This window comes from Streptococcus sp. A34, assembly GCF_043674115.1.
In the GTDB taxonomy this organism is placed as follows: domain Bacteria; phylum Bacillota; class Bacilli; order Lactobacillales; family Streptococcaceae; genus Streptococcus; species Streptococcus suis_V.
Genome location: NZ_JBIMJM010000002.1, coordinates 63,149 through 85,269, shown reverse-complemented (window position 1 = coordinate 85,269; position 22,121 = coordinate 63,149). Strand labels below are relative to the sequence as shown.

28 protein-coding genes and 1 pseudogene are annotated in these 22,121 nt (G+C 45.4%); 26 read left to right on the top strand and 3 right to left on the bottom strand.

Going from position 1 to position 22,121, the window contains the following annotated elements:
* Window positions 1-7: 7 nt before the first annotated feature.
* Window positions 8-973 (top strand): siderophore ABC transporter substrate-binding protein, encoded by a 966-nt coding sequence (locus tag ACHBGV_RS01135; RefSeq protein ID WP_394735469.1) that lies wholly within the window; start codon window positions 8-10, stop codon window positions 971-973.
* 50 nt (window positions 974-1,023) lie between these two features.
* Here ACHBGV_RS01135 and ACHBGV_RS01130 read toward each other — a convergent pair whose 3' ends face one another.
* Complete coding sequence (locus ACHBGV_RS01130; protein WP_394735468.1) at window positions 1,024-2,340, bottom strand: DUF2974 domain-containing protein; 1,317 nt, start codon at window positions 2,338-2,340, stop codon at window positions 1,024-1,026.
* Between the two features lie 98 nt (window positions 2,341-2,438).
* On the opposite strand from ACHBGV_RS01130, the gene ACHBGV_RS01125 reads away from it, so the two are divergent.
* From ACHBGV_RS01125 to ACHBGV_RS01095, 7 genes are all read left to right on the top strand, one after another.
* Entirely contained in the window at window positions 2,439-3,122 is a 684-nt protein-coding gene (locus ACHBGV_RS01125) for a response regulator transcription factor (protein ID WP_105110382.1), read from the top strand.
* Window positions 3,115-4,095 carry an ATP-binding protein gene (locus tag ACHBGV_RS01120; RefSeq protein WP_172096089.1) on the top strand — a complete coding sequence of 327 codons (981 nt, stop codon included), beginning with the start codon at window positions 3,115-3,117 and terminating at the stop codon, window positions 4,093-4,095. Before ACHBGV_RS01125 ends, ACHBGV_RS01120 begins: the two co-directional genes overlap by 8 nt.
* A gap of 210 nt (window positions 4,096-4,305) precedes the next feature.
* Window positions 4,306-5,064 (top strand): ABC transporter ATP-binding protein, encoded by a 759-nt coding sequence (locus ACHBGV_RS01115; protein WP_394735467.1) that lies wholly within the window; start codon window positions 4,306-4,308, stop codon window positions 5,062-5,064.
* 1 nt (window position 5,065) lies between these two features.
* Window positions 5,066-7,066 (top strand): FtsX-like permease family protein, encoded by a 2,001-nt coding sequence (locus ACHBGV_RS01110; protein ID WP_394735466.1) that lies wholly within the window; start codon window positions 5,066-5,068, stop codon window positions 7,064-7,066.
* 187 nt (window positions 7,067-7,253) lie between these two features.
* Window positions 7,254-7,418 carry a hypothetical protein gene (locus ACHBGV_RS01105; protein WP_394735465.1) on the top strand — a complete coding sequence of 55 codons (165 nt, stop codon included), beginning with the start codon at window positions 7,254-7,256 and terminating at the stop codon, window positions 7,416-7,418.
* The gene (locus ACHBGV_RS01100) at window positions 7,415-7,732 is read left to right on the top strand and encodes a PadR family transcriptional regulator (RefSeq protein WP_105123210.1); all 318 of its coding nucleotides are present in this window, start codon (window positions 7,415-7,417) and stop codon (window positions 7,730-7,732) included. Before ACHBGV_RS01105 ends, ACHBGV_RS01100 begins: the two co-directional genes overlap by 4 nt.
* 1 nt (window position 7,733) lies before the next feature.
* Window positions 7,734-8,537, top strand: coding sequence for a hypothetical protein (locus tag ACHBGV_RS01095; RefSeq protein WP_394735464.1), 804 nt, complete (start codon window positions 7,734-7,736; stop codon window positions 8,535-8,537).
* Window positions 8,538-8,790: 253 nt separating this feature from the next.
* Here the strand turns inward: ACHBGV_RS01095 and ACHBGV_RS01090 are convergent, their stop codons facing one another.
* Complete coding sequence (locus ACHBGV_RS01090) at window positions 8,791-8,883, bottom strand: type I toxin-antitoxin system Fst family toxin (protein ID WP_153047860.1); 93 nt, start codon at window positions 8,881-8,883, stop codon at window positions 8,791-8,793.
* Between the two features lie 255 nt (window positions 8,884-9,138).
* Here ACHBGV_RS01090 and ACHBGV_RS01085 point away from each other — a divergent pair, with 255 nt between their 5' ends.
* From ACHBGV_RS01085 to ACHBGV_RS01035, 11 genes are all read left to right on the top strand, one after another.
* Window positions 9,139-9,375, top strand: a complete 237-nt coding sequence (locus tag ACHBGV_RS01085) for a DUF2829 domain-containing protein (protein ID WP_394735463.1) — start codon at window positions 9,139-9,141, stop codon at window positions 9,373-9,375.
* Complete coding sequence (locus ACHBGV_RS01080; protein WP_394735462.1) at window positions 9,368-10,066, top strand: 3-oxoacyl-ACP reductase; 699 nt, start codon at window positions 9,368-9,370, stop codon at window positions 10,064-10,066. The genes ACHBGV_RS01085 and ACHBGV_RS01080 overlap by 8 nt, the downstream gene beginning before the upstream one ends.
* Window positions 10,063-10,443, top strand: coding sequence for a hypothetical protein (locus ACHBGV_RS01075; protein WP_394735461.1), 381 nt, complete (start codon window positions 10,063-10,065; stop codon window positions 10,441-10,443). The genes ACHBGV_RS01080 and ACHBGV_RS01075 overlap by 4 nt, the downstream gene beginning before the upstream one ends.
* Window positions 10,440-11,030, top strand: a complete 591-nt coding sequence (locus ACHBGV_RS01070) for a DJ-1/PfpI family protein (protein WP_105160648.1) — start codon at window positions 10,440-10,442, stop codon at window positions 11,028-11,030. Before ACHBGV_RS01075 ends, ACHBGV_RS01070 begins: the two co-directional genes overlap by 4 nt.
* Before the next feature lie 124 nt (window positions 11,031-11,154).
* On the top strand, window positions 11,155-11,700 hold the full coding sequence (locus ACHBGV_RS01065; protein ID WP_394735460.1) for a GNAT family N-acetyltransferase: 546 nt from the start codon (window positions 11,155-11,157) through the stop codon (window positions 11,698-11,700).
* A complete protein-coding gene (locus tag ACHBGV_RS01060; RefSeq protein WP_394735459.1) occupies window positions 11,700-12,140 on the top strand; it encodes an ASCH domain-containing protein in 441 nt (146 codons plus the stop codon). The genes ACHBGV_RS01065 and ACHBGV_RS01060 overlap by 1 nt, the downstream gene beginning before the upstream one ends.
* A 391-nt stretch (window positions 12,141-12,531) precedes the next feature.
* On the top strand, window positions 12,532-12,843 hold the full coding sequence (locus ACHBGV_RS01055) for a hypothetical protein (RefSeq protein ID WP_394735458.1): 312 nt from the start codon (window positions 12,532-12,534) through the stop codon (window positions 12,841-12,843).
* A gap of 300 nt (window positions 12,844-13,143) precedes the next feature.
* On the top strand, window positions 13,144-14,526 hold the full coding sequence (gene glmU, locus ACHBGV_RS01050) for a bifunctional UDP-N-acetylglucosamine diphosphorylase/glucosamine-1-phosphate N-acetyltransferase GlmU (RefSeq protein ID WP_172010054.1): 1,383 nt from the start codon (window positions 13,144-13,146) through the stop codon (window positions 14,524-14,526).
* A gap of 9 nt (window positions 14,527-14,535) precedes the next feature.
* A complete protein-coding gene (locus tag ACHBGV_RS01045; RefSeq protein ID WP_105160653.1) occupies window positions 14,536-15,081 on the top strand; it encodes an NUDIX hydrolase in 546 nt (181 codons plus the stop codon).
* An 8-nt stretch (window positions 15,082-15,089) separates the two neighbouring features.
* On the top strand, window positions 15,090-15,413 hold the full coding sequence (gene macP, locus ACHBGV_RS01040) for a cell wall synthase accessory phosphoprotein MacP (RefSeq protein WP_172021571.1): 324 nt from the start codon (window positions 15,090-15,092) through the stop codon (window positions 15,411-15,413).
* Window positions 15,414-15,421: 8 nt separating this feature from the next.
* Complete coding sequence (locus ACHBGV_RS01035) at window positions 15,422-16,111, top strand: 5'-methylthioadenosine/adenosylhomocysteine nucleosidase (protein ID WP_125265666.1); 690 nt, start codon at window positions 15,422-15,424, stop codon at window positions 16,109-16,111.
* 26 nt (window positions 16,112-16,137) lie between these two features.
* Here the strand turns inward: ACHBGV_RS01035 and ACHBGV_RS01030 are convergent, their stop codons facing one another.
* A complete protein-coding gene (locus tag ACHBGV_RS01030) occupies window positions 16,138-16,947 on the bottom strand; it encodes a peptidylprolyl isomerase (RefSeq protein ID WP_394735457.1) in 810 nt (269 codons plus the stop codon).
* A 122-nt stretch (window positions 16,948-17,069) separates the two neighbouring features.
* On the opposite strand from ACHBGV_RS01030, the gene ACHBGV_RS01025 reads away from it, so the two are divergent.
* The 7 genes and pseudogenes from ACHBGV_RS01025 to ACHBGV_RS00995 all read left to right on the top strand — a co-directional run bounded on the left by ACHBGV_RS01025 (window position 17,070) and on the right by ACHBGV_RS00995 (window position 22,070).
* On the top strand, window positions 17,070-17,426 hold the full coding sequence (locus ACHBGV_RS01025; RefSeq protein ID WP_105110993.1) for a DUF2500 domain-containing protein: 357 nt from the start codon (window positions 17,070-17,072) through the stop codon (window positions 17,424-17,426).
* A 258-nt stretch (window positions 17,427-17,684) separates the two neighbouring features.
* Window positions 17,685-17,891, top strand: a complete 207-nt coding sequence (locus ACHBGV_RS01020; RefSeq protein WP_394735456.1) for a hypothetical protein — start codon at window positions 17,685-17,687, stop codon at window positions 17,889-17,891.
* A 37-nt stretch (window positions 17,892-17,928) separates the two neighbouring features.
* Window positions 17,929-18,084, top strand: coding sequence for a hypothetical protein (locus tag ACHBGV_RS01015; protein ID WP_394735455.1), 156 nt, complete (start codon window positions 17,929-17,931; stop codon window positions 18,082-18,084).
* Between the two features lie 79 nt (window positions 18,085-18,163).
* Window positions 18,164-18,712, top strand: coding sequence for a hypothetical protein (locus ACHBGV_RS01010; RefSeq protein WP_394735454.1), 549 nt, complete (start codon window positions 18,164-18,166; stop codon window positions 18,710-18,712).
* Window positions 18,713-19,077: 365 nt separating this feature from the next.
* Window positions 19,078-20,067: a LacI family DNA-binding transcriptional regulator gene (locus ACHBGV_RS01005; RefSeq protein ID WP_394735453.1), complete on the top strand. Its 990-nt coding sequence runs from the start codon at window positions 19,078-19,080 to the stop codon at window positions 20,065-20,067.
* 81 nt (window positions 20,068-20,148) lie between these two features.
* A pseudogene (locus tag ACHBGV_RS01000) lies at window positions 20,149-20,691 on the top strand (ABC transporter substrate-binding protein); the annotation flags it as partial.
* 17 nt (window positions 20,692-20,708) lie between these two features.
* Complete coding sequence (locus tag ACHBGV_RS00995) at window positions 20,709-22,070, top strand: glycoside hydrolase family 32 protein (RefSeq protein WP_394735452.1); 1,362 nt, start codon at window positions 20,709-20,711, stop codon at window positions 22,068-22,070.
* The last annotated feature ends 51 nt before the right edge of the window (window positions 22,071-22,121 follow it).

The window sequence follows — 22,121 nt, the reverse complement described above, 5'->3', positions numbered from 1 at the left end:
AAAAATTATGAAACGCATCACACTCGCATTTTTAGCACTCTTTAGCATCATTGCTCTAGCTGCTTGTTCGTCAGCGGAGCAGGTCAGCACCTCTCAGGACATTACTATTCAAACCTCGACGGGTGAGACAACCGTTCCAAGTAATCCCCAAAAGATTGTGGTTTTGGACTACGGTGTGGCTGACAGCCTGCGTGCCCTTGGCAAGGAAGACACTATCGTCGGGATGCCAAAAGACAGCCTGCCAACCTATTTGAAGGACTTGAAGGATAAAAAAGAGATTACAAACGTTGGTAATCTGCGCGAAGTCAACCTTGAAACGGTTGCGGAGTTGGAACCGGATTTGATTATCCTGTCCAGTCGTACGCAGGACCAGCAGGCAGAGTTTGAGAAAATTGCGCCAGCTATATACTTTGAGACCTCTACTTCTGATTATTTGAACTCTGTCAAGACCAATGCTACTGAATTGGCAAAACTCTTCGGAGACGAGGTAGTCAAAGAAGCTGAAAGCAAGCTGGCTGATATCGACACACTTGTTCAAACGGCTCAAGACAAAAACAAGGACACCCAATTGACCACTCTAACTGTCCTGCTCAATGAAGGCAGTATGGCAGGCATTGCTCCAGACGGCCGTTATTCCTTTATTTATAAGACATTGGGCTTTCAACCAACTGACCTCAAGCTGAAAGAAAACACCCAAGGAAATCAAGGCAGAAGTCACGGTTCCAGCCTGAGCTTAGAGAGTGTCAGCCAGATCAACCCAGACATCATCTTTGTTGTTGACCGCACCCTGGCCATCGGTGGCGACGATACGCAAAATTCGGACATTCTCAACAACGCCCTCATCCAGGAAACCAATGCTGGTAAGAACAAGAAAATCATCACGCTGACACCAGACCTCTGGTACCTGTCAGGTGGTGGTCTTGAGTCAACCAAGCTTATGTTTGAAGAAGTAGTTGCTCGTCTTGAAAAATAAAATGCTCGACTAGAACATCAAATATAATAGAAAAAACTAGCTTTTCCAGGCTAGTTTTCTTTGTCTTTCTTATCGCTTGGTCCTCTCAACCAGTCGTTCCAATCCGGGAATTTGAAGTTGGGTACTCTGAGAAAATCGTCCGGCTGGACCTTCCTTCTATCGTTCACATAGTTTTCTGTGTTGTTTTTGAAACCAGGAACCTTCAATTCAGGACTGGGAAAATGGAGGGAGAACTGAGGCAATTTGAAATTGGTATGAGGCAGGTTTTGGTAGATGCCTTCCAGCCAAATTTTATAGCGGGTATCAATTAGTAAGCGGCTCAATTTGTCCAACATCTGGGCCTTTTCATCTGGCAATTCCTTGCGCAGTCGGTCGATTTCCTGCAATTTTTGGAGGGGGTTGACGGTCAAGTCCGCTAGTTTTTCAATACCAGCCTCCATGATGAGCCCGAAGAAGAGGTCGAAAAATTCCTGTAATTCCTCCTCTGTCAGGCTGGCTGTCCAGGTTTTGAGGGTTTGATCAACCTGCAAGCTATCCTCTGTTAGGGCTGGAGCAGGCTTGAAGTCGTTGCCGTTAATTTCCCAGGAAAAGCTTATATGCTGGAGGAGACCAATGGTATTGCTCTGGACGATTTGAACATGGTCAGGAGTTTCCAGCATCATACCGACCACAGAATTTTGCGGGATAATGGGGTGGACCCGATCAGCAAGCATCAGGTAGCTCGGACTTTCCAGGTGTTTCTTATGGAGTCCAGGAGCATCGTAGGGATAGACCTGCAAAATCCGTTCCTGCAAGTCAGCCGCAAGCTTGCTGCTGGCATAGAGTGCCAGGTTGCCCCCCTTGGAGTGACCAGAGATATAAAACAGTCCTGGCTGGCTCCCTATCAGCCCTTCCAAGTATTCCTTGGCGGACTTTTGGGCAGGAATCTCCTCCATGTAGGTCATGTGGAAATCTTCCTTCCAGCCGATAATGGTATCATCTGTCCCCCGGAAGCAGGTGACAATGGTCTGCCGGTCTAGGCGGTAGCTGATGACCGCAAACTGTTTCTGCAGGTCCAGTTCATATTGGTCGACATAGGCAAAGGCCCGTAGATGCTTGAAGCGCTTGGCCTGGGCTAGCAACTGAAACATGGCTAGTCGGCTCTTTGTCACCATAGAAAAAGGTGGGAATTCATCCTGGTATTTAGCTGCGAAATCTTCTGCTAATTGGTCGATTCGGACGCCTTTTTCAGTAAAGTCAGCTGGGACTAGACTGTCGAAGGGCAGATAGGCTAGCTCGGTCAGGGCCAAAATATCTAGCTTATTGAGCGGCCGATCATAAAAACTATCGAATTGACTTTCTTTTAGGTAATCAAGTAGGTTTGCCATAGTAGTCTTAGTATAGCGGATATTGTGGAAAATGACAAATTTGAAAGGTTTCTGGAGCGATTTTACGATATAATAATAGTATAGCCAAGGAGGTCCCTATGCAAAAGATTCTATTGATAGAAGACGATAAGGTCATCAGCCAGCTCGTGGCCAAGAATTTACGAAATTGGAACTATGAGGTGGAGGAAGTGGCTGACTTTCAGGATATTCTCAGCCAGATTGACCGCTTTCAGCCACACTTGATTCTCCTGGATATCGGTTTGCCCTTTTTCAACGGTTACTATTGGTGCCAGGAAATTCGCAAGACCTCCCGCATTCCGATTATGTTTTTGTCCTCTCATGACCAGCCCATGGACATTGTCATGGCCATTAACATGGGGGCTGATGATTATGTGACCAAGCCCTTTGAGATGACGGTCCTCTTGGCCAAGATACAAGGCCTGCTCCGTCGGACCTATGATTTTGTTGGTGAGCAGAGCTTGCTCTGGTTTGGAGAGATTTCCCTTGACCTTAAGACCATGCAGGTTCAGTACGACCAGAAGGTGGAGGAGTTGACCAAGAACGAATTTCAGATTTTGCGGGTTCTTTTCGAGCATGGTCAGGAAGTGGTCAGCCGGGAGGAGCTCATGCGCCAGCTCTGGAATAGCGATATTTTCGTAGATGACAATACCCTGTCTGTCAACATGGCCCGCCTTCGGAAAAAGTTGGATGAACTGGGGCTACCGGGCTTGATTGCTACCAAGAAAGGGGTCGGCTACGGCCTGGTGAAAGCTCATGACTAGAGAAGATTATCGGCTCTTTCTGACCAGCTGGATCCGCCACCGCCTGCCCTATCTCCTGGCCTACCCGGCCCTAGCCCTCTTCATCTACGGCCTCAGTTACCTCTTTGAGCTGGACCGCCCCCTCATCTCCTATGGTCTCTTGCTCCTGAGCCTGGTCTGGCTCTTGGCATTAGGCTGGGACTTGTTGGCGGATGTTTCTCGCTTTGGTAAATACTGGCGTGGTCAGCAGGCGGCATCAGGTAGCCCAGCAGAGCGGTATTTGCAGGAAAAGGTCCAGCAGCTAGAAGCCCACAACAAGCTCTTGCAGGAGCAGCAACTTCAAGCCAAGACCGAATTGGATGACTACTATACCCTCTGGGCCCACCAGATGAAGATTCCTATCGCTGCCAGTCAGCTCCTGGCCAAGGAAATCGACCAGCCAGACATCCGTTACCAGCTGGAAAATCAACTTTTCAAAATCGAGCAATACACAGGTCTGGTCCTCAATTATCTTCGCCTGCAATCCTTCCATGACGACCTAGTTATTGAGCGGGTGGACCTGGAAGAACTGGTCAAGAACCTGGTCAAAAAATATTCCCTCTTTTTTATCCAGGCCAGAACCAAGCTGGATTTGGGAGACCTATCGCGAGTCCTAAAAACAGACAAACGCTGGCTGGGTCTCTTGATTGAACAAGTCCTCTCCAATGCCCTCAAATATTGTGAGAATGGGACCATTTCCATTTTCCTAGACGGTCACGACCTGGTCATTCGAGATACGGGTCTGGGGATTGCGGAGAGTGACCTGCAGCGGATATTTGAGCGTGGTTTTTCAGGTTTCAATGGTCGTAGAACCCAACAGTCTTCGGGCCTTGGGCTTTATCTCTCCAAGAAAATCGCTGCGGAGCTGGGCTATTCCCTTACCCTCAAATCCAAGTTAGGCCAAGGGACTGAAGTCCGGATTGGGATAAAAGAGACAGAACTGGCCTTGGATTAAGTGACAATTTTGTAAGGTAAATGAAAGTTTGGGCTATGGCAGGCCTTGGGTTGAAACTGTAAAATGGGATTATAAAAATAAGAACTTGTATTCACAGTTCGGTACCTGATTTATGGCTAGTTTGCTGCCCCTCATAGCCCTTGATTAGCAAAAACTATCTCTTATTTCAATGACCGCACTGGTGAATACAGTTTCCAAAGGAGAAGTATCATGGTTCTACTAGACGTGCAGCATGTACAAAAGATTTATAGTTCTCGGTTTAAGGCGGGGCAGGTCGAGGCTCTCAAGGATATCCATTTTACGGTGGAGGAGGGCGAATACCTGGCCATCATGGGAGAATCCGGTTCTGGAAAATCCACCTTGCTCAATATTCTTGCGACCTTAGACAAGCCGACCCGTGGTCATGTCCTGCTCAATGGTGTCAATACAGAAACGATTAAGAGCAAGGAAGCTGCAGTCTTTCGTCGGGAGAAATTGGGGTTTGTCTTCCAAGATTTCAACCTCTTGGACACCCTTTCTGTCAAGGACAATGTTCTCTTGCCTCTGGTTTTATCCCGTTTTCCGCTTGACCAGATGAATAAGCGTTTGATTCAAACCCTCAACAGTCTGGGAATTACGACCTTACAAGACAAAATGCCCTACGAGATTTCGGGTGGTCAGCAGCAACGGGTTGCGGTGGCGCGTGCCATCATCACCCAGCCAGAAATCCTCTTGGCGGATGAACCGACTGGAGCCCTCGACTCCAAATCAACAGCAACCCTTCTCGATATCTTTGAAAAAATCAATCAAGAAGGGCAAACCATTTTGATGGTAACCCACTCGACAGCGGCAGCCAGTCGTGCCAAACGGGTCCTCTTTATCAAGGACGGTATCCTCTACAATCAAATCTACCGTGGTGAGCGAACTAGTCAGGAAATGTACCAGCTGATTTCAGATACATTGACAGTCATGGCGAATCGAGGTGAATAGTATGCTGGGATTGACCTTTCGATTGGGCTTAACCAATCTCAAAAAGAACCGCAGACTTTATTTTCCCTATGCTCTGATGACTATTTTGTCCACAGCCATTGCCTATATTTTTTCCTCGCTTGCTTTTCATCCTGATTTAGGTCAGGTCAAGGGGGCCAATGGGGTGATTCAAGTGCTGGGCTTTGGTATGATTGTGGTCATGTTGGCAGTTGCCATCATGGTTCTCTATGCCAATAGTTTTGTCATGAAGCAACGGTCAAAAGAGTTTGGTGTCTATAGTATCCTTGGCTTGGAGAAAAAACACCTTCTCTTGATGACGTTTTTAGAAAATCTGGTCTTTTCAGTCAGCACTATTCTGTCAGGCTTACTCTTGGGTCTGGCTCTGGACAAACTCTTCTATGCCCTCTTGCTGAAAGCCATGCAGATGCCTGTTGTCCTAGCTTCAACCTTTCAGTTGAAAAGTTTGGTAACTGTAGTCATCTATCTCTTTGGGATTTTTGCCTTGGTCAGTCTCTTTAATATTGGGAAACTGGGCTTGACCGATTCACTCAAGCTGGTTCAGGGCAAGAAGCGAGGGGACAAGAAAACAGGCTTCCTCTGGCTACAAACCCTCTTAGCCCTTATCCTATTGGGGGCAGGTTACGCCATTGCCCAACTAGTGACCAGTCCGCTAACAGCTATTCCAAGTTTCTTTGGAGCGACGCTTCTGGTTATTTTTGGGACTTATTTGCTTTTCCAATCAGGTGTCATCAGTCTCTTAAACTGGCTAAAGAACCGTCAGACCTATTTCTACAAGCCAGAGAATTTTATTTCTGTATCCAACTTGATTTTCCGTATGCGGAAAAATGCTCTAGGGCTTGCGACCATTACCATCCTATCAAGCATGTTCTTGGTGACCATGGTTGGAGGACTCAATATTTACATCGGTGGCAAAGATTATATCGCCAATCAAAATCCAAATGACTATTCGATCGATGTTGGGATGCAGCCAACAACTTCAAAATCACAAGTGGAGGAGTGGGCGGAAGCTATCTTAGAAGAGAAGGATATTCCTGTTGAAAGTAAGGTGGTCTATCCTTACCAGCAAGCCTCTTTTACTGAGGTGACAAACCAACACGTAAGATTTTTTACGGTTGAAGATGTAGCTAGCGTAGATTTCTCTGACCTGGGTGTTGGTTTTATCCTTGATCAAGCCAGCTATGAAAAGATGACTGGAGAAGCGCTCCAGCTGGCAAGTGACCAAGTAGCCATTTATAGTAAGGGAGTCCAGTATCAAGCTGGTCAAACCCTCACCTTTGATGAAAAGGAGATGGAAGTTGTCCAAGTCTTGCCCAAGAATGTGACCTTGGGGCATCTGCCTGACCATATGTCTTTCAATGTCAGTCAGTACTTAGTCGTTGTGGTTCAAGATTTGACGATATTTGAAAATCAAGCTGAGAATCGCTATTATATGGGCTTTGAAAGCAGTCTATCAGAAGAAGAACAAGTAAGTAGCCAGGAGATCTTCTTATCCGGTACTTTTGAAAGCGAACTGTGGACTTCCAATATTTTGCCAGATGGTACTAACACGGTTAGTCTCGCTTACCGTGCCTATGCGACACGGAATTACTTCAGTTTTGCAGGCTCTCTCTTCTTCATCGGTCTCTTGCTATCGCTCATCTTTTTGATGGCAGTGGTGCTGGTAATTTACTTCAAACAGATTTCAGAAGGCTATGAAGACAGAGATCGCTTCGTCATTATGACCAAGGTTGGTCTGGATGAGGACCAGACTAGACAGTCCATTCGCAAGCAATTGCTGACAGTTTTCTTCCTGCCTATCCTACTTGCCTTTGTTCATCTAGCCTTTGCCTACAAGATGCTATCGTCTATCTTGTTGTCTATCGGCGTGGTCAATGCAGGGCTTATGTTGCAGGTGACAGCAGGCATCTGTGGTGGCTATCTCCTCCTCTACCTAGTGGTCTATGCCATCACGACACGGACTTACAAACAGATTATTTCCTAAACTTGGGGCAACCCAAGTTTTTTTATTTTTTGAATAGGTTTCACTATTTTGTTTTACATACTAGCCACCTTGTGTTATACTATAGATACAAAACTAATAGGTAAAACAAACTAGTGATAGAAGACAAAGAAAATCACTTTTATTTTTATTAGGCTAGTTGGTATTACAAACTAGATGGGGAGGCAGTATGAAACTGGATAAGAAAAGTCGGGAAAGTTGGAAACTAGTAGGCATCATGCTTGTGACGGCTATTATAACTGGCTGGACTTTGGATTCTATTTTGATCTTAGACATCCTGTTAGTATCAGGCTTACTGTTTGGTTTTTTTACAGATGAAGAGGTGGGCTTATGAAAGAAACCCAGATGCTCAAGGGGGTCCTGGATGGCTGTGTCTTACAAATTATCAGTCAGAAGGAGATTTATGGTTATGAGTTGGTCCAGGAGTTGAGAAAGCAGGGCTTTGAAAACATGGTCGGAGGAACAGTCTATCCCCTCCTTCAGAAGTTAGAGAAAAATAGTCTGATTTTTAGTCAGAACAAGCCCTCGCCAGAAGGACCTGACAGGAAGTATTTTTATTTGACGGACCAAGGGCAGAGCTACTTAAACGATTTTTGGGTCCAGTGGGGAGAACTCGTCGAAAAAGTGGAGAAAGTGAAGGGAGAGTAAGATGAGCAAACAAATGGAATACCGCAAGCAGATTGAAGTGATTGAAAGCCAGCTGACCAAGGAAAACAAGGAATACATGGGCCGTATCAATGGCTACATGATGATTGCATCTGTTTTTCACAGGCAGGAAGAAGCAGTGACTGCCCAGCTTTTATCTATTTACCAAGATGTCCTTGAAGCTCAAGAAGCCGGGCTTTCGGCGGAGGATTTTCTGGACAAAGACAGCAAGCAGATGGCGGATGATTTGTTGAACTATTTGCCTCCGATCGGAGTCAAGGAAGTTGGACACCTGGCAGGGCTTGTCTGGCTGGTCTATGTCGGCAGTCGATTTCTCATGGAATTTGCAGGATCAGGCACAGTCCAATTTAATTGGTTAGCTCTGGTGTGTGATAGTTTGCTGGCCTTTCTACTGCCGGCTGGCATCATGCTCTTGTTACGGAATTTGATTTACCAGACTTCTAAACTGAAAATTTGGGCGACCTATATTGGTTTTCCACTGGTCTATGTAGCAATTTTGGCCGGTCGTTTCATCCTATTGCCGGATGGTACAGACATCTCTTTGACTGGTTGGACAAGCCTGATTCCAGTCATCCTCATCGGTCTCGCTCTGCTATGTTACCGTAAGGAAAAGCTGGTCAGCCATGTCTTTTTGCCAACCTATGGACTCATGCTTGCTGGTGGAATTCTCAATCTGGTTATGATGGTGCCAACTTGGTTAAATCTGGTCTTGGTTATTCTGCCAGCTGTGGTTTTCTGGATTGGCTCTATGGTCTTGCTGGTGAGAAAACCGAAAGTGGTCAAGTAATTTTTTGGTATAATGAGATGAACTATGAAATAATTAACTAAGATGTTCGGAGGATGAGGTGATATATTCCAGAGGAGAAAGACTAGAAGTCAAACGACATGTTGGTTAAAAACATTTGACAATTGAATGAGGGGATGCTATACTTTAGCTAATGATAAGTAAGTTCCATTGGAACACAAAAAGCCCCTGACAGATTCCACAATGTCAGGGGTTTTCTTTTGGCTCCTAGCTAGTTCTAGCTAGCGCCCTAGGGTTATTTGTTGCGTGAGTTGAGCCAATACTCAAACAATGCTGTTAGGATAGATACCAGCAAAGGTGCAACAAATACGATGATAAATAAGTCCATTAGACCACTTCACCCCCTCTCTATCCCAAAGGGGCAAGGAAAGATACCAGAAATCTGTCCAGCCTATCAAAGGCTCAAAAAGTCTTTGGATACATTCTATTTTCCTGATAAACCAACAAGATTGTATTTTCAACGGTCGGATAGATACAAATTACTGTAACTTCACAAAAAGGTGAAAAAATTACAAAATTAACTCAATACAAGGTGCTAGAAACCTTATTAAATCAACGTTTATAGACAATAAAGGAGTAAACCATGACATTTGAAGAGATTTTACCAGGCTTGAAAGCCAAGAAAAAGTACGTTCGCACAGGCTGGGGAGGAGCGGAGAACTACGTCCAGCTCTTTGACACCATTGAGGTCCACGGGCAAAAGCTGGAGGCGACGCCCTACTTCCTCATCAACGTGACCGGCGAGGGTGAAGGCTTCTCCATGTGGAGCCCGACCCCCTGCGACGTCCTTGCGACCGACTGGATAGAAGTCCATGACTAAGACAGCCCTCATCACCGGCGTTTCCAGCGGTATCGGACTAGCTCAGGCGGGGATTTTTTTGGAAAATGGCTGGCGTGTCTTCGGAGTTGATCTGGCTAGCAAGCCTGATTTGGCAGGCGATTTCCACTTTCTACAGCAGGACCTGACAGGCGATTTATCGCCCGTCTTTTCATGGTGCCAGTCAGTCGATGTCCTCTGTAACACCGCAGGCATACTAGACGATTACCGTCCCCATCTGGATATTGAGGAGGATGAATTAGCTCGCATCTTCGCGGTCAATTTTTTTGCGGTGACCAGACTGACCCGTTCCTATCTGCAGCAAATGGTGGACAGACAGTCAGGCATCATCATCAATATGTGTTCCATTGCCTCCAGTCTAGCAGGTGGAGGAGGTTCCGCCTATACTGCCTCCAAGCATGCTTTGGCAGGCTTTACCAAGCAGTTGGCACTGGACTATGCTAAGGACAAGGTCCAGGTCTTTGGCATTGCCCCAGGTGCCGTGCAGACAGGCATGACCCAGAAGGACTTTGAGCCTGGTGGCCTGGCGGACTGGGTCGCGGAGCAGACACCGATTGGTCGTTGGACCCAGCCTGAGGAAATCGCAGAGCTGACATTTATGCTGGCCTCTGGCAAACTAGCATCCATGCAGGGACAGATTATCACCATCGACGGTGGTTGGAGTTTGAAATGATAAAAAATGTTTTACTAGGCTTGGTCAAGACCCTGCTTGTTCCCCTAGCCTTGTTGCTAGTTACCAAATTTTGGTGGGGCTGGCCCAGCGCCTTGGTTTATTTGTTGATTTTGAATGCCTATCTGATGTCATTCTATCTGTTTGAAGTGCCAAAGCAGCAGTTGAAAAAGAAGTTGGCCTTTATTCGGTCAGCGCTCTGGTATCAGCTGATTTTCTTGGCTTTCTTTCTCACCATTGGTCTGCCCAATCGACACGGTCAAACCAGCGAGAGTTTTTGGCAAATGGCCCATCCTGTCAAATTTCTAATCGTCGGCTTGGCAGTAGCCGTCGTCATCAGTCTGTTCCTATGGAAGAAAAAGGAAGAAGGTCAGTCATGAAATGTATCGCCTTGGTATTTGAAGATTTTGAAACCTTGGATTTATTTGGTCCGGTGGAATTGTTGGCTGGTATTCCAGCTATTAACTTTTCCTATCAGTCTCTAGCTGGTGGGCTAGTTCGCAATCGTCAGGGGGTAGAAATACTGACTCAGCCTCTTGATTTGACTAGTCCTATTGACGTTTTGCTCCTACCGGGTGGTCGGGGAACCCGTACCTTGGTTGAAAATGAAGCCTTCTTGACCAGCTTAGGACAACTGGCTGAGCAGGCATCATTTGTTTTGTCTGTTTGCACTGGCAGCGCCCTTTTAGCAAAAGCGGGTCTGCTCGATGCTAAGGAGGCGACCAGCAATAAACTTGCTTTTGACTGGGTGACCAGTCAAGGATTAGCTGTCAACTGGAAGAGACAGGCGCGCTGGGTCCATGATGGGAAGTATTATACTTCTTCAGGTGTCTCCGCGGGAATGGATATGGTGCTCGGTTTTGTGCGGGACCAATTTGGTCAGGAATTGGCTGAGCAGATTGCCCGACAGGCAGAATATCATTGGCAGGATGACCCAGACAGGGATGATTTTGCTCCTGCCGGGTAATTTAGAAACAAGAAGCTTGGCCGTTGAACTCAGTCTTGAGAAGGTATAGATTTGTTTGGGATGAACTGCTTGCTGCGTAGAGGGCAGATTATCAACAGTTAGAGTTTTGAAATAGGAGAATTTTATGATAGAAACACCACGTTTATTGCTCCGTCCTTGGACGGTGGATGATGCGGAGAACCTCTTTGCTCTGGCCTCGCATCCTGAAATCGGACCGCGTGCAGGGTGGCCGGCCCACCAATCCTTAGAAGAAAGTCGGAACGTTATCGAGACGGTCTTTGCCCAACCAGAAACCTATGCTCTTGTAGATAATATTACTGGAAAGCCTGTCGGTGCTATTAGCTTAATGATTGGAGGTGCTAGTAAACTGACGACTTCGGATAAGGAAGCGGAGCTGGGCTACTGGCTAGGACGTGATTATTGGGGACAAGGTTTGGTTCCAGAGGCAATCCGAAAACTGCTCTGCCATGCCTTTGAAACCCTAGAATTAGAAACTATCTGGTGTGGCTATTTTGAGGGCAATGAGCAATCCAGGCGTGCCCAGGAGAAGTGTGGTTTTACCTATCATCACAAGCTGGAGAATGTTGAGTGTTTGCTGATTGGTGAGGTTCGGACGGAGCATGTGACCCGTCTGACCAGAGCTAGTTGGCTAGAAAGTAAGGAGAAATGATGATTCCAACACAATTATGGCAAGAATATTTGACCGTCAATCCGCAGGCGGGCCCTGAGCCAGAGGCTTGGGCTTTTGGTGCAGTACCAGATGAATTAGCTGACCTAGTGGCGCGTGGAATCAAGACGGCAACCAGCTCTGCTTACCCACTTTATGAACTAGAAGGGGAAGAAATTCCACAGACTGGTGGTTACGACATCATTCTGGATAGCCAAGGTAATTCCGTTTGCATTATCGAAACGACCAAGGTCTATGTTACCCCTTTTTTGCAAGTGACGGAAGAACATGCTTTTAAAGAAGGCGAGGGTAATCGTAGTCTGTCCTATTGGCGTCAGGTTCATGAGGAACTCTTCACCATTTGGCTGGAAGAGGCAGGTCTGACCTTCTCTGAAGATATGCTGGTGGTCTGCGAAGAATTTGAATTAGTCTATCCAAAATAGAGAATATTTCCGAGTTTGTAGACAAAGTCTCTTTCGGACTTTTCTGAGGTGATGTCGGACGGTAGTAAACTTTCTAGTTTCTGGGTTTACTCCTCAAACAGTCTCCCAGACTGTTTGAGCTTCCTTCGGAATTCCATACCTAGTCATTGAGCCTAAGGTCTCAATGACTCCGAACGCCAGAAACGACAACGTTTCTAGCGTTTTCATCACAGCAGAAAGTCCCGACTTAGGGCTCACTCCGCTCGCAAAATAAACTTAATTTTTATTTTTCATAGCAGAGCTACTCAGTTTATTTATCCAGAGTTTAGTTTGTCTACGTTCTGTATTTCCTTGTATTTTTTTGTTGATTTGATATAATAAATATAAATAAAAGATTCATAAGGAGGTCTTTATGGACAAAGAAAAAGTGCTTGGTTTGTTGGACCAGTTGAAACCCATACTGGCAGGTAAGGCAGAGTCAATCGGTGCTGAGACGGCAAAACAGCTGACTGCAACCCTTGACCAGACTAGGGCTGAAGTAGTGCAGAGCGAGGGGATGGCTCTGGGAATAAGTTTGCAGGGCTTGGTTCAAGCTGTTTCCAATGCTAGTCTACCGGGAACAGAACTGCGTTTCACAGACGAGGAAAAACCTGTCTGGGAAGAACTAAAAAGCTTGACAGATAAGGAACGGACAGATATTTTTCGAGGTGTCCACTTGTTTTAACTGTCGGCCAGGAGGATGACCAGATGAAGCGATTATTGATGATGATAGTTATATTTTTGTCCGTCTTTGGTGTGTTTTTCGGACTGCTCGATTTACCAGATAATTGGTTCACTATGTTACTAGCAGTTTTTAGTGCCACTTTGTTATCCGAACTGGCCTATAGAAAATGGCTCCATAAATTCTAAAGAGGTTTCGACCTCTTTTTCTTTATCCAATGCAGACTTGATTTTTGCTCTGCCATTTTCCAAAACAATCAAAATTTGCTATAATGGTAGCAGTATCAATGAAAAGAGAGTAATCATGAGTAATAACTATGCAATCATCCTAGCGGCGGGCAAGGGAACCCGCATGAAGTCAGACCTGCCAAAAGTTCTCCATAAGGTGGCAGGCATCACCATGTTGGAGCATGTCAAGCGAGCTGTGGATGCTGTCAATCCTGCCAAGACCGTGACGATTGTGGGTCACAAGGCAGAATTGGTCCAAGCGGTCCTTGAAGGTCAGTCCGAGTTTGCCCTGCAATCAGAGCAGTTGGGAACAGGCCATGCAGTCATGATGGCGGAGCCAGCTCTAGCAGGTCTTGAGGGCCAGACTTTGGTTATCGCAGGTGACACACCTTTGATTACGGGTGAGAGCTTGAAAAATCTGATTAACTTCCACATCAGTCATAAGAACGTGGCGACGATTTTGACTGCTCAGGCGGACAATCCTTTTGGCTACGGCCGCATTATCCGTAACGCTGACGGCGAAGTTCTGAAAATCGTTGAGCAAAAGGATGCCAGCGATTTCGAACAACAGGTCAAGGAAATCAATACAGGTACCTATCTCTTTGACAACAAGCGTCTCTTCGAGGCTCTCAAGGATATCAACACGGACAATGCCCAAGGGGAATACTATTTGACCGATGTTATTTCTATTTTCCGTCAGGCTGGTGAGAAGGTCGGGGCCTATATCCTCCGTGATTTTGATGAGAGTTTGGGGGTCAATGACCGTATTGCTCTTGCGACGGCGGAAGCTGTTATGCGCAAGCGGATCAATGAAAAACACATGATCAACGGCGTAACCTTTATCAATCCAGATGCGACTTACATTGACATTGACGTAGAAATCGGTGCGGAGGCAGTCATCGAGGCCAATGTTGTCCTCAAGGGCGCAACGACCATCGGTGAGCGGACAGTTTTGACCAACGGCACCCGAGTTCGTGATTCCAAGATTGCAGCGGATGTGGTTATTACAAACTCCGATATTGAAGAATCTGTCATTGAAACAGGCGTGACAGTGGGGCCATTCGCCCATATCCGTCCTCAGTCCATTCTTGGTAAAGATGCCCACGTCGGCAACTTTGTTGAAGTTAAGGCTACGACAATCGGTGAACAGTCCAAGATTGGTCATCTGACTTATCTCGGTAATGCAACCATTGGAAAAGATGTCAACGTCGGTGCAGGTACGATTACAGCCAATTACGACGGGCAACACAAGTACCAGACAGTGATTGGTGATGGTGTATTTGTCGGTTCAAACTCAACCATCATTGCACCGGTAACTGTTGGCGATAATGCCCTCCTAGCAGCAGGTTCAACCATTACCAAAGATGTTCCGACGGATTCGATTGGAATCGGTCGCGGTCGCCAGGAAAATAAGGAAGGCTCTGCCAAACGTTTTCCTTTCCACCCTAGTCAAAAGTAGGAGTTTTTCATGAACTTTGAAGAAAAAACTATTGAGCGGACAGAGATTTTTAAGGGCAAAATTTTTGACGTCGTTGTCGATGATGTTGCCCTGCCAAATGGCGGAACCAGCAAGCGTGAGCTGGTTTTCCACAAGGGAGCAGTCTGTGTGCTGGCTCTGACAGCGGAGGGTAAGATTATCCTGGTCAAGCAGTATCGCAAGGCCATTGAACGCGCTATTTATGAAATCCCCGCTGGCAAGCTGGAACTGGGTGAAGAATTTACACAAGAAGATGCAGCCCTGCGGGAATTGGAAGAGGAAACCGGCTATCGGACAGACAAGCTGACCCTCTTGGCAGACTTCTATTCTGCTATTGGTTTTTGTAACGAGCGCATCTATCTTTATCTGGCTGAAAATCTAGTCAAGGTAGAAAATCCCCGTCCCATGGACGAGGATGAGGTCATCGAGCTCTATGAAGTGACCTTGGATCAGGCTCTGGACTTGGTGGCAAGTGGTGACATTTGCGACGCCAAGACCATCATGGCTATTCAATATGCACAACTAATGAGAAAGTAGGTCTAAACATGGGCAAGTCCCTGTTGACAGATGAAATACTAAAACGATTTAAGAAGGGTCAGAAACTGGAAGATACCAGTCAGTTTGGCCATTACAATCCGGATAAGGAAGTCTATTTGGAACCAGATGATTTTCAGGACTATCTGGACGAGGAAGGATACGAGGGCTATGTAGAAGGGCATACCATCCGCATCCCTGTCCAACCCTCGGTTGTTAAAAGTAGACGGATTGAGACCAATAAGCGCGAAGCCTTTCGCAGCAAGGTCAATACAATCTTGTTTTGGGTAGTGATTCTTGTTCTTCTGTTTATCGTAGCGGTTATTTTTTGGTAGGAGAGATTATGAAATTTGGAATTATCGCAGCCATGCCCCAGGAACTCAAGGTTTTGGTGGACTATTTGCAGGAGCCAGTCGAGACAGAAGTGCTTGGCAGAACCTATTATCAAGGCAAACTTGGCCAGCATGAGGTAGTTTTGGTCCAGTCAGGCATCGGTAAGGTCATGTCAGCCATGTCGGTGGCCATTTTGGTGGACCGCTTTGAGGTTGATGCCATTGTCAATACAGGATCGGCTGGTGCAGTGGCAGAGGGCATTTCAATCGGTGATGTGGTAGTGGCTGACAAGCTAGCCTACCATGACGTGGATTTGACAGCCTTCGGCTATGCCTATGGGCAAATGTCAGGGCAGGAACTGTATTTCCCGGCTGACCAGGCCTTACTTGAGAAGGTGACAGCCGTTTTGGCAGAGCAGGAAATCGACAGCCATGTGGGTCTAATCGCAACAGGAGACAGTTTTATTGCAGGTGCTGACAAGATTGCGGCCATCAAAGGACATTTTCCACAGGTCCTTGCTGTTGAAATGGAAGGAGCCGCCATTGCCCAGGCAGCAGTCAATCTGAGCAAGCCTTTCTTGGTCATTCGTGCCATGAGCGACACGGCTCAAGGCGATGCTAATATTACCTTTGATGAATTTATCATCCAGGCAGGCGAACGTTCTGCCAAGACATTGATTGCCTTTTTGGAGAAAGATTAAAACCCAGTCGTCGACTGGGTTTTGGTCTATTCTGTTGGGAAGGTGTAGTCTTTCAAGATTTCGATATTTTCGATTTTCACATCTGTTTTGGGCTTGTCGTTTTCGCCGGTTTCTACAGCGGCGATTTTATCCACAACGTCCATGCCTTCGGTAACTTGACCAAAGACGGTGTGCTTGGTATCCAGGTTTGGATTGCCCCCGTTTTTGTAGGCTTGTAGGATTTTTTCAGGATAGCCTGCGCCAGCCAATTGACCGGACATATCGGTTGTGTTTTGGTTGATGAAGAACTGGCTGCCGTTTGTCCCCGCGCCAGCATTGGCCATGGAAAGAGAGCCACGGATATTGTAGAGGAAGGCAGAAATTTCATCCTTGAAACCATAGCCGGCATCCTTGGTCGTCCCCTTGCCAGCCCAAATGGACTCGCCACCGGTACCATTGCCAAGGGGATCTCCGCCTTGAATCATAAAGTCCTTGATAACCCTGTGGAAAATCGTACCATCGTAGTAGCCTTCTTTGGCGTGGGTCAGGAAGTTTTCCACCGTCATAGGGGCCAATTCAGGGAAGAGCTTGATGGTGATGTCTCCCTCGGTTGTTTTTATCTTGACCAGGGCCTCATTGTCAGCAACCTCTGGGCTCAACTGTGGAAAAACGGCGTCAGGATTGTTGACAGCGTAGGCCAGGTCTTTTTTGAATTTGCTGGCTGCTGTCGAGTCAGAAGTTGTTTGCAGGGTAGAGCTTGAATTAGCCTCTTCAGTGCTGCTTGGTGTCGTTGTTGAGTTGGCGCAGGCTGTCAGTAGGAGGCTGCTAGTAAGGCCTAGAAAAAGTAGTTTTTTCATTTGTATCATCACTTTCATTTCAAAATTATGCTTCATTTTATCATGATTTTAGTCAATATTCAATTTCCTGGCCATTCAAAATATGATATACTATTCTTATAAATGTAAAAGGAGTATCTACTATGTTTGACAATCTTTTAGGTCCAGGTGGAAGTGTGGATGTAATTATGCTATTCATTTATGCAGTTGCCACCATTATTTTGGGGATTGTTGTCTATCAAATCGTCCGAAATTTTTTGGAATGGCATCGCAATAACCAGTCTCCGGTGGAAATTCGGCAGGCCAAGCTAGTGTCCAAGCGCACTCATGTCTTTGGCAATGAAATGGCTAGGACCAATTACTATGTGACCTTTGAATGGCAGAAGGAGCGCAGGGAGTTTCGTGTCAAGCCTGAGGAATATGCCCTACTTGCTGAAGGTGACCAGGGAGAATTGACCTTCCAAGGCAGCCGCTTGCTCCAGTTTAAAAGACAAGATTAGACCAAGTTCCTGCAGTCATCTTCTGGCTAGCAGGAATTTTATTTGATTAAAAATAACTAAATATTTACAAATGATTTTAAGTTAATTTTTGAATAAATATCGATAAAAAGTTGATTATTCCAATATTTATGAATTGACTTTAATTATCTGAAATTCGTTTGTTTTTGAAATTTTCTACAAAAATTGTATAATAAAAATTGCCATTTTGTATAATGAAGAAGTTGCAGAATGCTTATTTATCAATGTGAGGATGTTAAAATGATACAAGCGCTAGAAATCAATCTAGTAACGAATGGAAATGGGGTGGAAGCGGTCCAGTTTTACCAAGATGCCCTGCAGGCTGAGGTCTGTAATCTGAAGAAATGGGCAGACTTTGTCCATCCTTGTCCCAAGGAGCACGAACATTTGCTCTTGAGCGCTGAATTAGTGGTCGGAGAGCATCGACTGATGATATCCTGCCTTTGAATACCGACAGGGCTACAATTTTTCGGCCTCTATTGTGGTGGATACGGCGGATAATGCTAGACGTATTTACGAGAAATTGAGCCGGGATGCACGGAAGATTATTGCTGAATACCAGGAAACACCTTGGGCTCCTGCCTATGCCAACCTTGAGGACCAATTTGGTATCTGCTGGCAGATTATGGTTGGTGCCTAACAGTCTGCAGTTCTTCTTGTCCTATGCCCATAAATAGGCTATAATTGAGGAGAAGTTTAAGTTTGGTGAGGAAGAGAACATGTCATTTGAGAAACGCATTGAGGAAATGTATAAAGACCATGAGGTCAAGCCTTATATTTCTCATGAACGCGATTTGGGTCAATGGTTGCTAGAACCCAAGCCGGTTCCCAAGCGCAATATGGTCCGTCTGGAAGAGGGAATTTTGCCGGGCGATATTATCTTGCTCTGGCGCATTAGTCTAGGTTCTTTTGAAACGACGACGCCCTATTCCAAGTATTTTGAGTACAGCTATGGGATTGACGGTCCTGCCCATATGGAACAACTGATTGCGGATGGCTATGCCCGCGTCGAAACAGCATTTGAGTCGCTGGATCACATTACTTCAACGGCCAAGAAAAATATTCTTAAGGCAGAAGGTGTGACCGGTTTGTCGAAAATGAAGGCGGCAGAAGTTGATCAAGCCCTCAAAGACCATTTGAAGGAGGAGCAATTGGCACCTTACTTCAAGGTTCGTGGCTACGCCTTGACCGAAAAAGGCCAGGCAGCACTGGACAATCACCCAGAAGTCATTGCCAAGCACCCGATGAAGAAGATGTATAAATCGTAAGGAATGGACGGCTCTATTTAAAACAAAAGGCTATAAACATTTCACGGCCTTTAGGGGTAAATAACAATGAGCAAACTATTTAAAAATAAGAATTTCTATTTAGTATTATCTCTTCTAGTTTTGGTTGTTTTGTATTTTAGCAATCTTGATTCAAGATTGTTCTTTCTAGCTTATTTTGTTTATCTTATTCCTTATTGTTTGTTGGATTTATTTGATTATTTGAAAAGAAAGAAAAAGAAATAATTAGACTTTGTCAGCTCAATGGACTGGCTCAGCTGGTCTATTTTATTTTTTCTTGACAGAAAACGCTATCAATGATATCCTAGTATTAAATATTGAAACGTTTCAAAAGAAAGGGGTAAACCATGGAAGAGCAAAAATCAATCACCATGAAAGATGTTGCGCGGGTTGCTGGTGTAAGCGTTGGGACTGTATCAAGAGTTATCAACAATGAGCCAGGTATTAAGGAAAGTACGCTTGAAAAAGTCAATGCTGCCATTCAGGAATTGAATTACATTCCGGATGTCTATGCCCGTGGTATGAAGAAGAACAAGACCGAAACCATTGCCTTGATTATTCCGACTGTTTGGCATCCCTTTTTTGGAGAATTTGCCTATCATGTCGAAGTGGAGCTGAGTAAGAAAAATTACAAATTGCTCCTTTGCAATATTTCTGGTCCAAAAAGGGAACTGGATTATCTGACTATGTTGCAACAAAATAAGGTGGACGGCATTATCGCCATCACCTATAGTCCCATTGACGATTACCTATCATCTAATATTCCTTTTGTGAGTATCGACCGCACCTATGAAAACAAGGAAATAGCCTGTGTCAGCTCGGACAACCAAGCTGGTGCAGAACTAGCAGCGGACACCTTGATTGAAAAAGGTGGTAGCCATTTTGCCTTTATCGGTGGGCACAATAAAACCATCAATGAAACCAAGAAGCGCCGCTTATATTTTGAAAAGCGGATTTTAGAAGCAGGTTTTCCTTGTCAGGTCTTGGACTTGGAAGAGCCTTATGATGATTTTGGTGGCCAAGTCGAAGAATTTTTGGTTAACAATCCACAGGTTGACGCCATTTTTACCATCAATGATTTTACAGCCCTAGATACTCTTGCTGTTTTAGAAAAACTGGGACGACGGGTTCCAGAAGATGTGCAGGTGATTGGCTATGACGGTATTCAGTTGGCAAGTGAACGTTCTTTAGAACTTTCTACCATTCGTCAGCCATTGGAGGCTATGGCCCAAGAAGCAGTTGCCTGTTTAGTCGACATTATTGAGAAAAGGGAGCGCTCTCTCCAAGTTACATTACCAATTTCTTACCTAGAAGGAAAAACGACAAAAAATTTTTAAAAAGCAGTTGACAGAAAACGGTTACAATGTTAGAATAAAATCATCAATAAACAGTTGGTTTTATTTTTGCAAGAAAAATGAAACGTTTCAAAAAACTTGGAATTGACAGCCAAGTGGATCGATGCCCAATACAAACCAATCCAGTCTGTTCAAAACAACTGGGGTACCTATGGTGATGAAACCCAACAAAACATCTTCGAATACGATGAAGCTACAGATAGCTTGACACACTTGCCGTTGAACGGTACAGCTCCAGGCGAATTGCGTCAGAAGACAGAAGTTGGTGGACCGCTTGCTATTCTTGATGAGTACTACGGAACTGTGACAACAATGCCAGACGATGCCAGATGGCGTTTGGATTTGATGCACGAAACCTATCTTGACTATGTGACCAACGATGACATCTACCCTCGTGTCTTCATGGAACAAGAAGATTTGGACAAGATTGCTCAAGTTGAAGTAGATATGAACGACTTTATCTACCGTAAACGTGCAGAATGGATTGTCAACGGTGGTATCGAAGAAGAGTGGGATAGCTACTTGAAAGAGTTGGAAAGCTATGGTCTTTCTGACTGGTTAGCTATCAAGCAAAAATATTACGATCAGTACAAAGAAAATCAGTAATCAAAAGGAGGCTGCCTGTGAAAACAGTAGTAGAAGCCAATCAATTTATTCAGACAGAAAAAGGAAAGGTCAATCCGATTTTCAAACCGCAAGCCCACTTAACACCAGAAACCGGCTGGATGAACGACCCAAATGGATTTATCTACTTCCGTGGAGAGTACCATCTCTTCTACCAATTCAACCCTTACGAAAGTGTTTGGGGACCGATGCACTGGGGTCATGCGAAAAGTAAGGACTTGGTCAACTGGGAACAGCTTCCAGTTGCCCTAGCTCCTGATAAAGCTTACGATAAAGACGGCTGTTTCTCGGGCTCTGCCATTGTCAAAGATGATGTCCTCTGGCTCATGTATACCGGTCATATCGTCAATGAAGACGGTACAGTTAGCCAAGTTCAGAACATGGCCTTCTCAACTGACGGTATTCACTTTGAAAAAATCGAGCAGAATCCAGTCGCAACAGCAGATGGACTGCCAGAAGAAGTCATTGCCAATGACTTCCGCGATCCGAAGATTTTTGAGAAAGATGGTCACTACTACTCTGTTGTCGCAACCAAGCATAAGGACAATGTCGGCTGTATCGTCTTACTCAGCTCTCCTAACCTGACGGATTGGAAATTTGAGTCTATCTTCTTGAAAGGTGAGGCCAACCAAGGCTTTGTCTGGGAATGTCCTGACTACTTTGAAGTGGACGGTCAAGAGTACCTGATTATCTCTCCCATGCGTTACCAAAAAGACGGGAATGACTTTATCAATATCAATTCCAACATCTTTGTGACAGGTCATGTGGACTGGGATAAGAAGGTCTTTGTGGCAGAATCCTTCAAAGAAATTGACCACGGACATGACTTCTACGCAGCTCAGACTACCCAAGGTCCAGAAGGCGAAAGGATCATGGTAGCCTGGATGCACACTTGGGGTCGCAAGTTGGTGACCAATGACCTTGGACACCAATGGTTTGGTCAAATGACCCTACCACGCATTCTCAAGAAGACTGAAAACGGATTGCACCAAGTTCTGCCAACAAGTGTCTTGGAAGCCTTCAAGGATATTGAAATTGGACAAAGTATCCAAGGTCCAAGCAAGCTCTCTATTAGACTGGAAGACAGTTTGGAACTAAAACTTGGAAGTGACCAAGATTACCTGCAATTTGGTTACGATAAAGAAAGCCAAGAAGTCTATATTGACCGTAGTCACCTCAAAATCCAGCAGTCTGGTGAAGAAGAGTGGCCAACGGTTCGCCGAGCAGTTACTGTTCAAGCGACAGACCTGCTGGTCTTGGTTGACAGCAACTGTGTGGAAATCCTTGTCAACGAAGGGCAGGAAAGCCTGACATCGACTTTCTATATTGAGGGTGATTACCAAGTCACCGATCTAGATTAACTGCCCCCTAAAATTCAAGACCTGCTTGTGCGGGTCTTTTCTAATGGGCCT

Excerpts from the sequence above, each read along its gene's own strand:
- ACHBGV_RS01135 (WP_394735469.1), top strand. The coding sequence starts at position 8 with ATGAAACGCATCACACTCGCATTTTTAGCACTCTTTAGCATCATTGCT.
- ACHBGV_RS01130 (WP_394735468.1), bottom strand. The coding sequence starts at position 2,340 with ATGGCAAACCTACTTGATTACCTAAAAGAAAGTCAATTCGATAGTTTT.
- ACHBGV_RS01125 (WP_105110382.1), top strand. The coding sequence starts at position 2,439 with ATGCAAAAGATTCTATTGATAGAAGACGATAAGGTCATCAGCCAGCTC.
- ACHBGV_RS01120 (WP_172096089.1), top strand. The coding sequence starts at position 3,115 with ATGACTAGAGAAGATTATCGGCTCTTTCTGACCAGCTGGATCCGCCAC.
- ACHBGV_RS01115 (WP_394735467.1), top strand. The coding sequence starts at position 4,306 with ATGGTTCTACTAGACGTGCAGCATGTACAAAAGATTTATAGTTCTCGG.
- ACHBGV_RS01110 (WP_394735466.1), top strand. The coding sequence starts at position 5,066 with ATGCTGGGATTGACCTTTCGATTGGGCTTAACCAATCTCAAAAAGAAC.
- ACHBGV_RS01105 (WP_394735465.1), top strand. The coding sequence starts at position 7,254 with ATGAAACTGGATAAGAAAAGTCGGGAAAGTTGGAAACTAGTAGGCATC.
- ACHBGV_RS01100 (WP_105123210.1), top strand. The coding sequence starts at position 7,415 with ATGAAAGAAACCCAGATGCTCAAGGGGGTCCTGGATGGCTGTGTCTTA.
- ACHBGV_RS01095 (WP_394735464.1), top strand. The coding sequence starts at position 7,734 with ATGAGCAAACAAATGGAATACCGCAAGCAGATTGAAGTGATTGAAAGC.
- ACHBGV_RS01090 (WP_153047860.1), bottom strand. The coding sequence starts at position 8,883 with ATGGACTTATTTATCATCGTATTTGTTGCACCTTTGCTGGTATCTATC.
- ACHBGV_RS01085 (WP_394735463.1), top strand. The coding sequence starts at position 9,139 with ATGACATTTGAAGAGATTTTACCAGGCTTGAAAGCCAAGAAAAAGTAC.
- ACHBGV_RS01080 (WP_394735462.1), top strand. The coding sequence starts at position 9,368 with ATGACTAAGACAGCCCTCATCACCGGCGTTTCCAGCGGTATCGGACTA.
- ACHBGV_RS01075 (WP_394735461.1), top strand. The coding sequence starts at position 10,063 with ATGATAAAAAATGTTTTACTAGGCTTGGTCAAGACCCTGCTTGTTCCC.
- ACHBGV_RS01070 (WP_105160648.1), top strand. The coding sequence starts at position 10,440 with ATGAAATGTATCGCCTTGGTATTTGAAGATTTTGAAACCTTGGATTTA.
- ACHBGV_RS01065 (WP_394735460.1), top strand. The coding sequence starts at position 11,155 with ATGATAGAAACACCACGTTTATTGCTCCGTCCTTGGACGGTGGATGAT.
- ACHBGV_RS01060 (WP_394735459.1), top strand. The coding sequence starts at position 11,700 with ATGATTCCAACACAATTATGGCAAGAATATTTGACCGTCAATCCGCAG.
- ACHBGV_RS01055 (WP_394735458.1), top strand. The coding sequence starts at position 12,532 with ATGGACAAAGAAAAAGTGCTTGGTTTGTTGGACCAGTTGAAACCCATA.
- glmU (WP_172010054.1), top strand. The coding sequence starts at position 13,144 with ATGAGTAATAACTATGCAATCATCCTAGCGGCGGGCAAGGGAACCCGC.
- ACHBGV_RS01045 (WP_105160653.1), top strand. The coding sequence starts at position 14,536 with ATGAACTTTGAAGAAAAAACTATTGAGCGGACAGAGATTTTTAAGGGC.
- macP (WP_172021571.1), top strand. The coding sequence starts at position 15,090 with ATGGGCAAGTCCCTGTTGACAGATGAAATACTAAAACGATTTAAGAAG.
- ACHBGV_RS01035 (WP_125265666.1), top strand. The coding sequence starts at position 15,422 with ATGAAATTTGGAATTATCGCAGCCATGCCCCAGGAACTCAAGGTTTTG.
- ACHBGV_RS01030 (WP_394735457.1), bottom strand. The coding sequence starts at position 16,947 with ATGAAAAAACTACTTTTTCTAGGCCTTACTAGCAGCCTCCTACTGACA.
- ACHBGV_RS01025 (WP_105110993.1), top strand. The coding sequence starts at position 17,070 with ATGTTTGACAATCTTTTAGGTCCAGGTGGAAGTGTGGATGTAATTATG.
- ACHBGV_RS01020 (WP_394735456.1), top strand. The coding sequence starts at position 17,685 with ATGATACAAGCGCTAGAAATCAATCTAGTAACGAATGGAAATGGGGTG.
- ACHBGV_RS01010 (WP_394735454.1), top strand. The coding sequence starts at position 18,164 with ATGTCATTTGAGAAACGCATTGAGGAAATGTATAAAGACCATGAGGTC.
- ACHBGV_RS01005 (WP_394735453.1), top strand. The coding sequence starts at position 19,078 with ATGGAAGAGCAAAAATCAATCACCATGAAAGATGTTGCGCGGGTTGCT.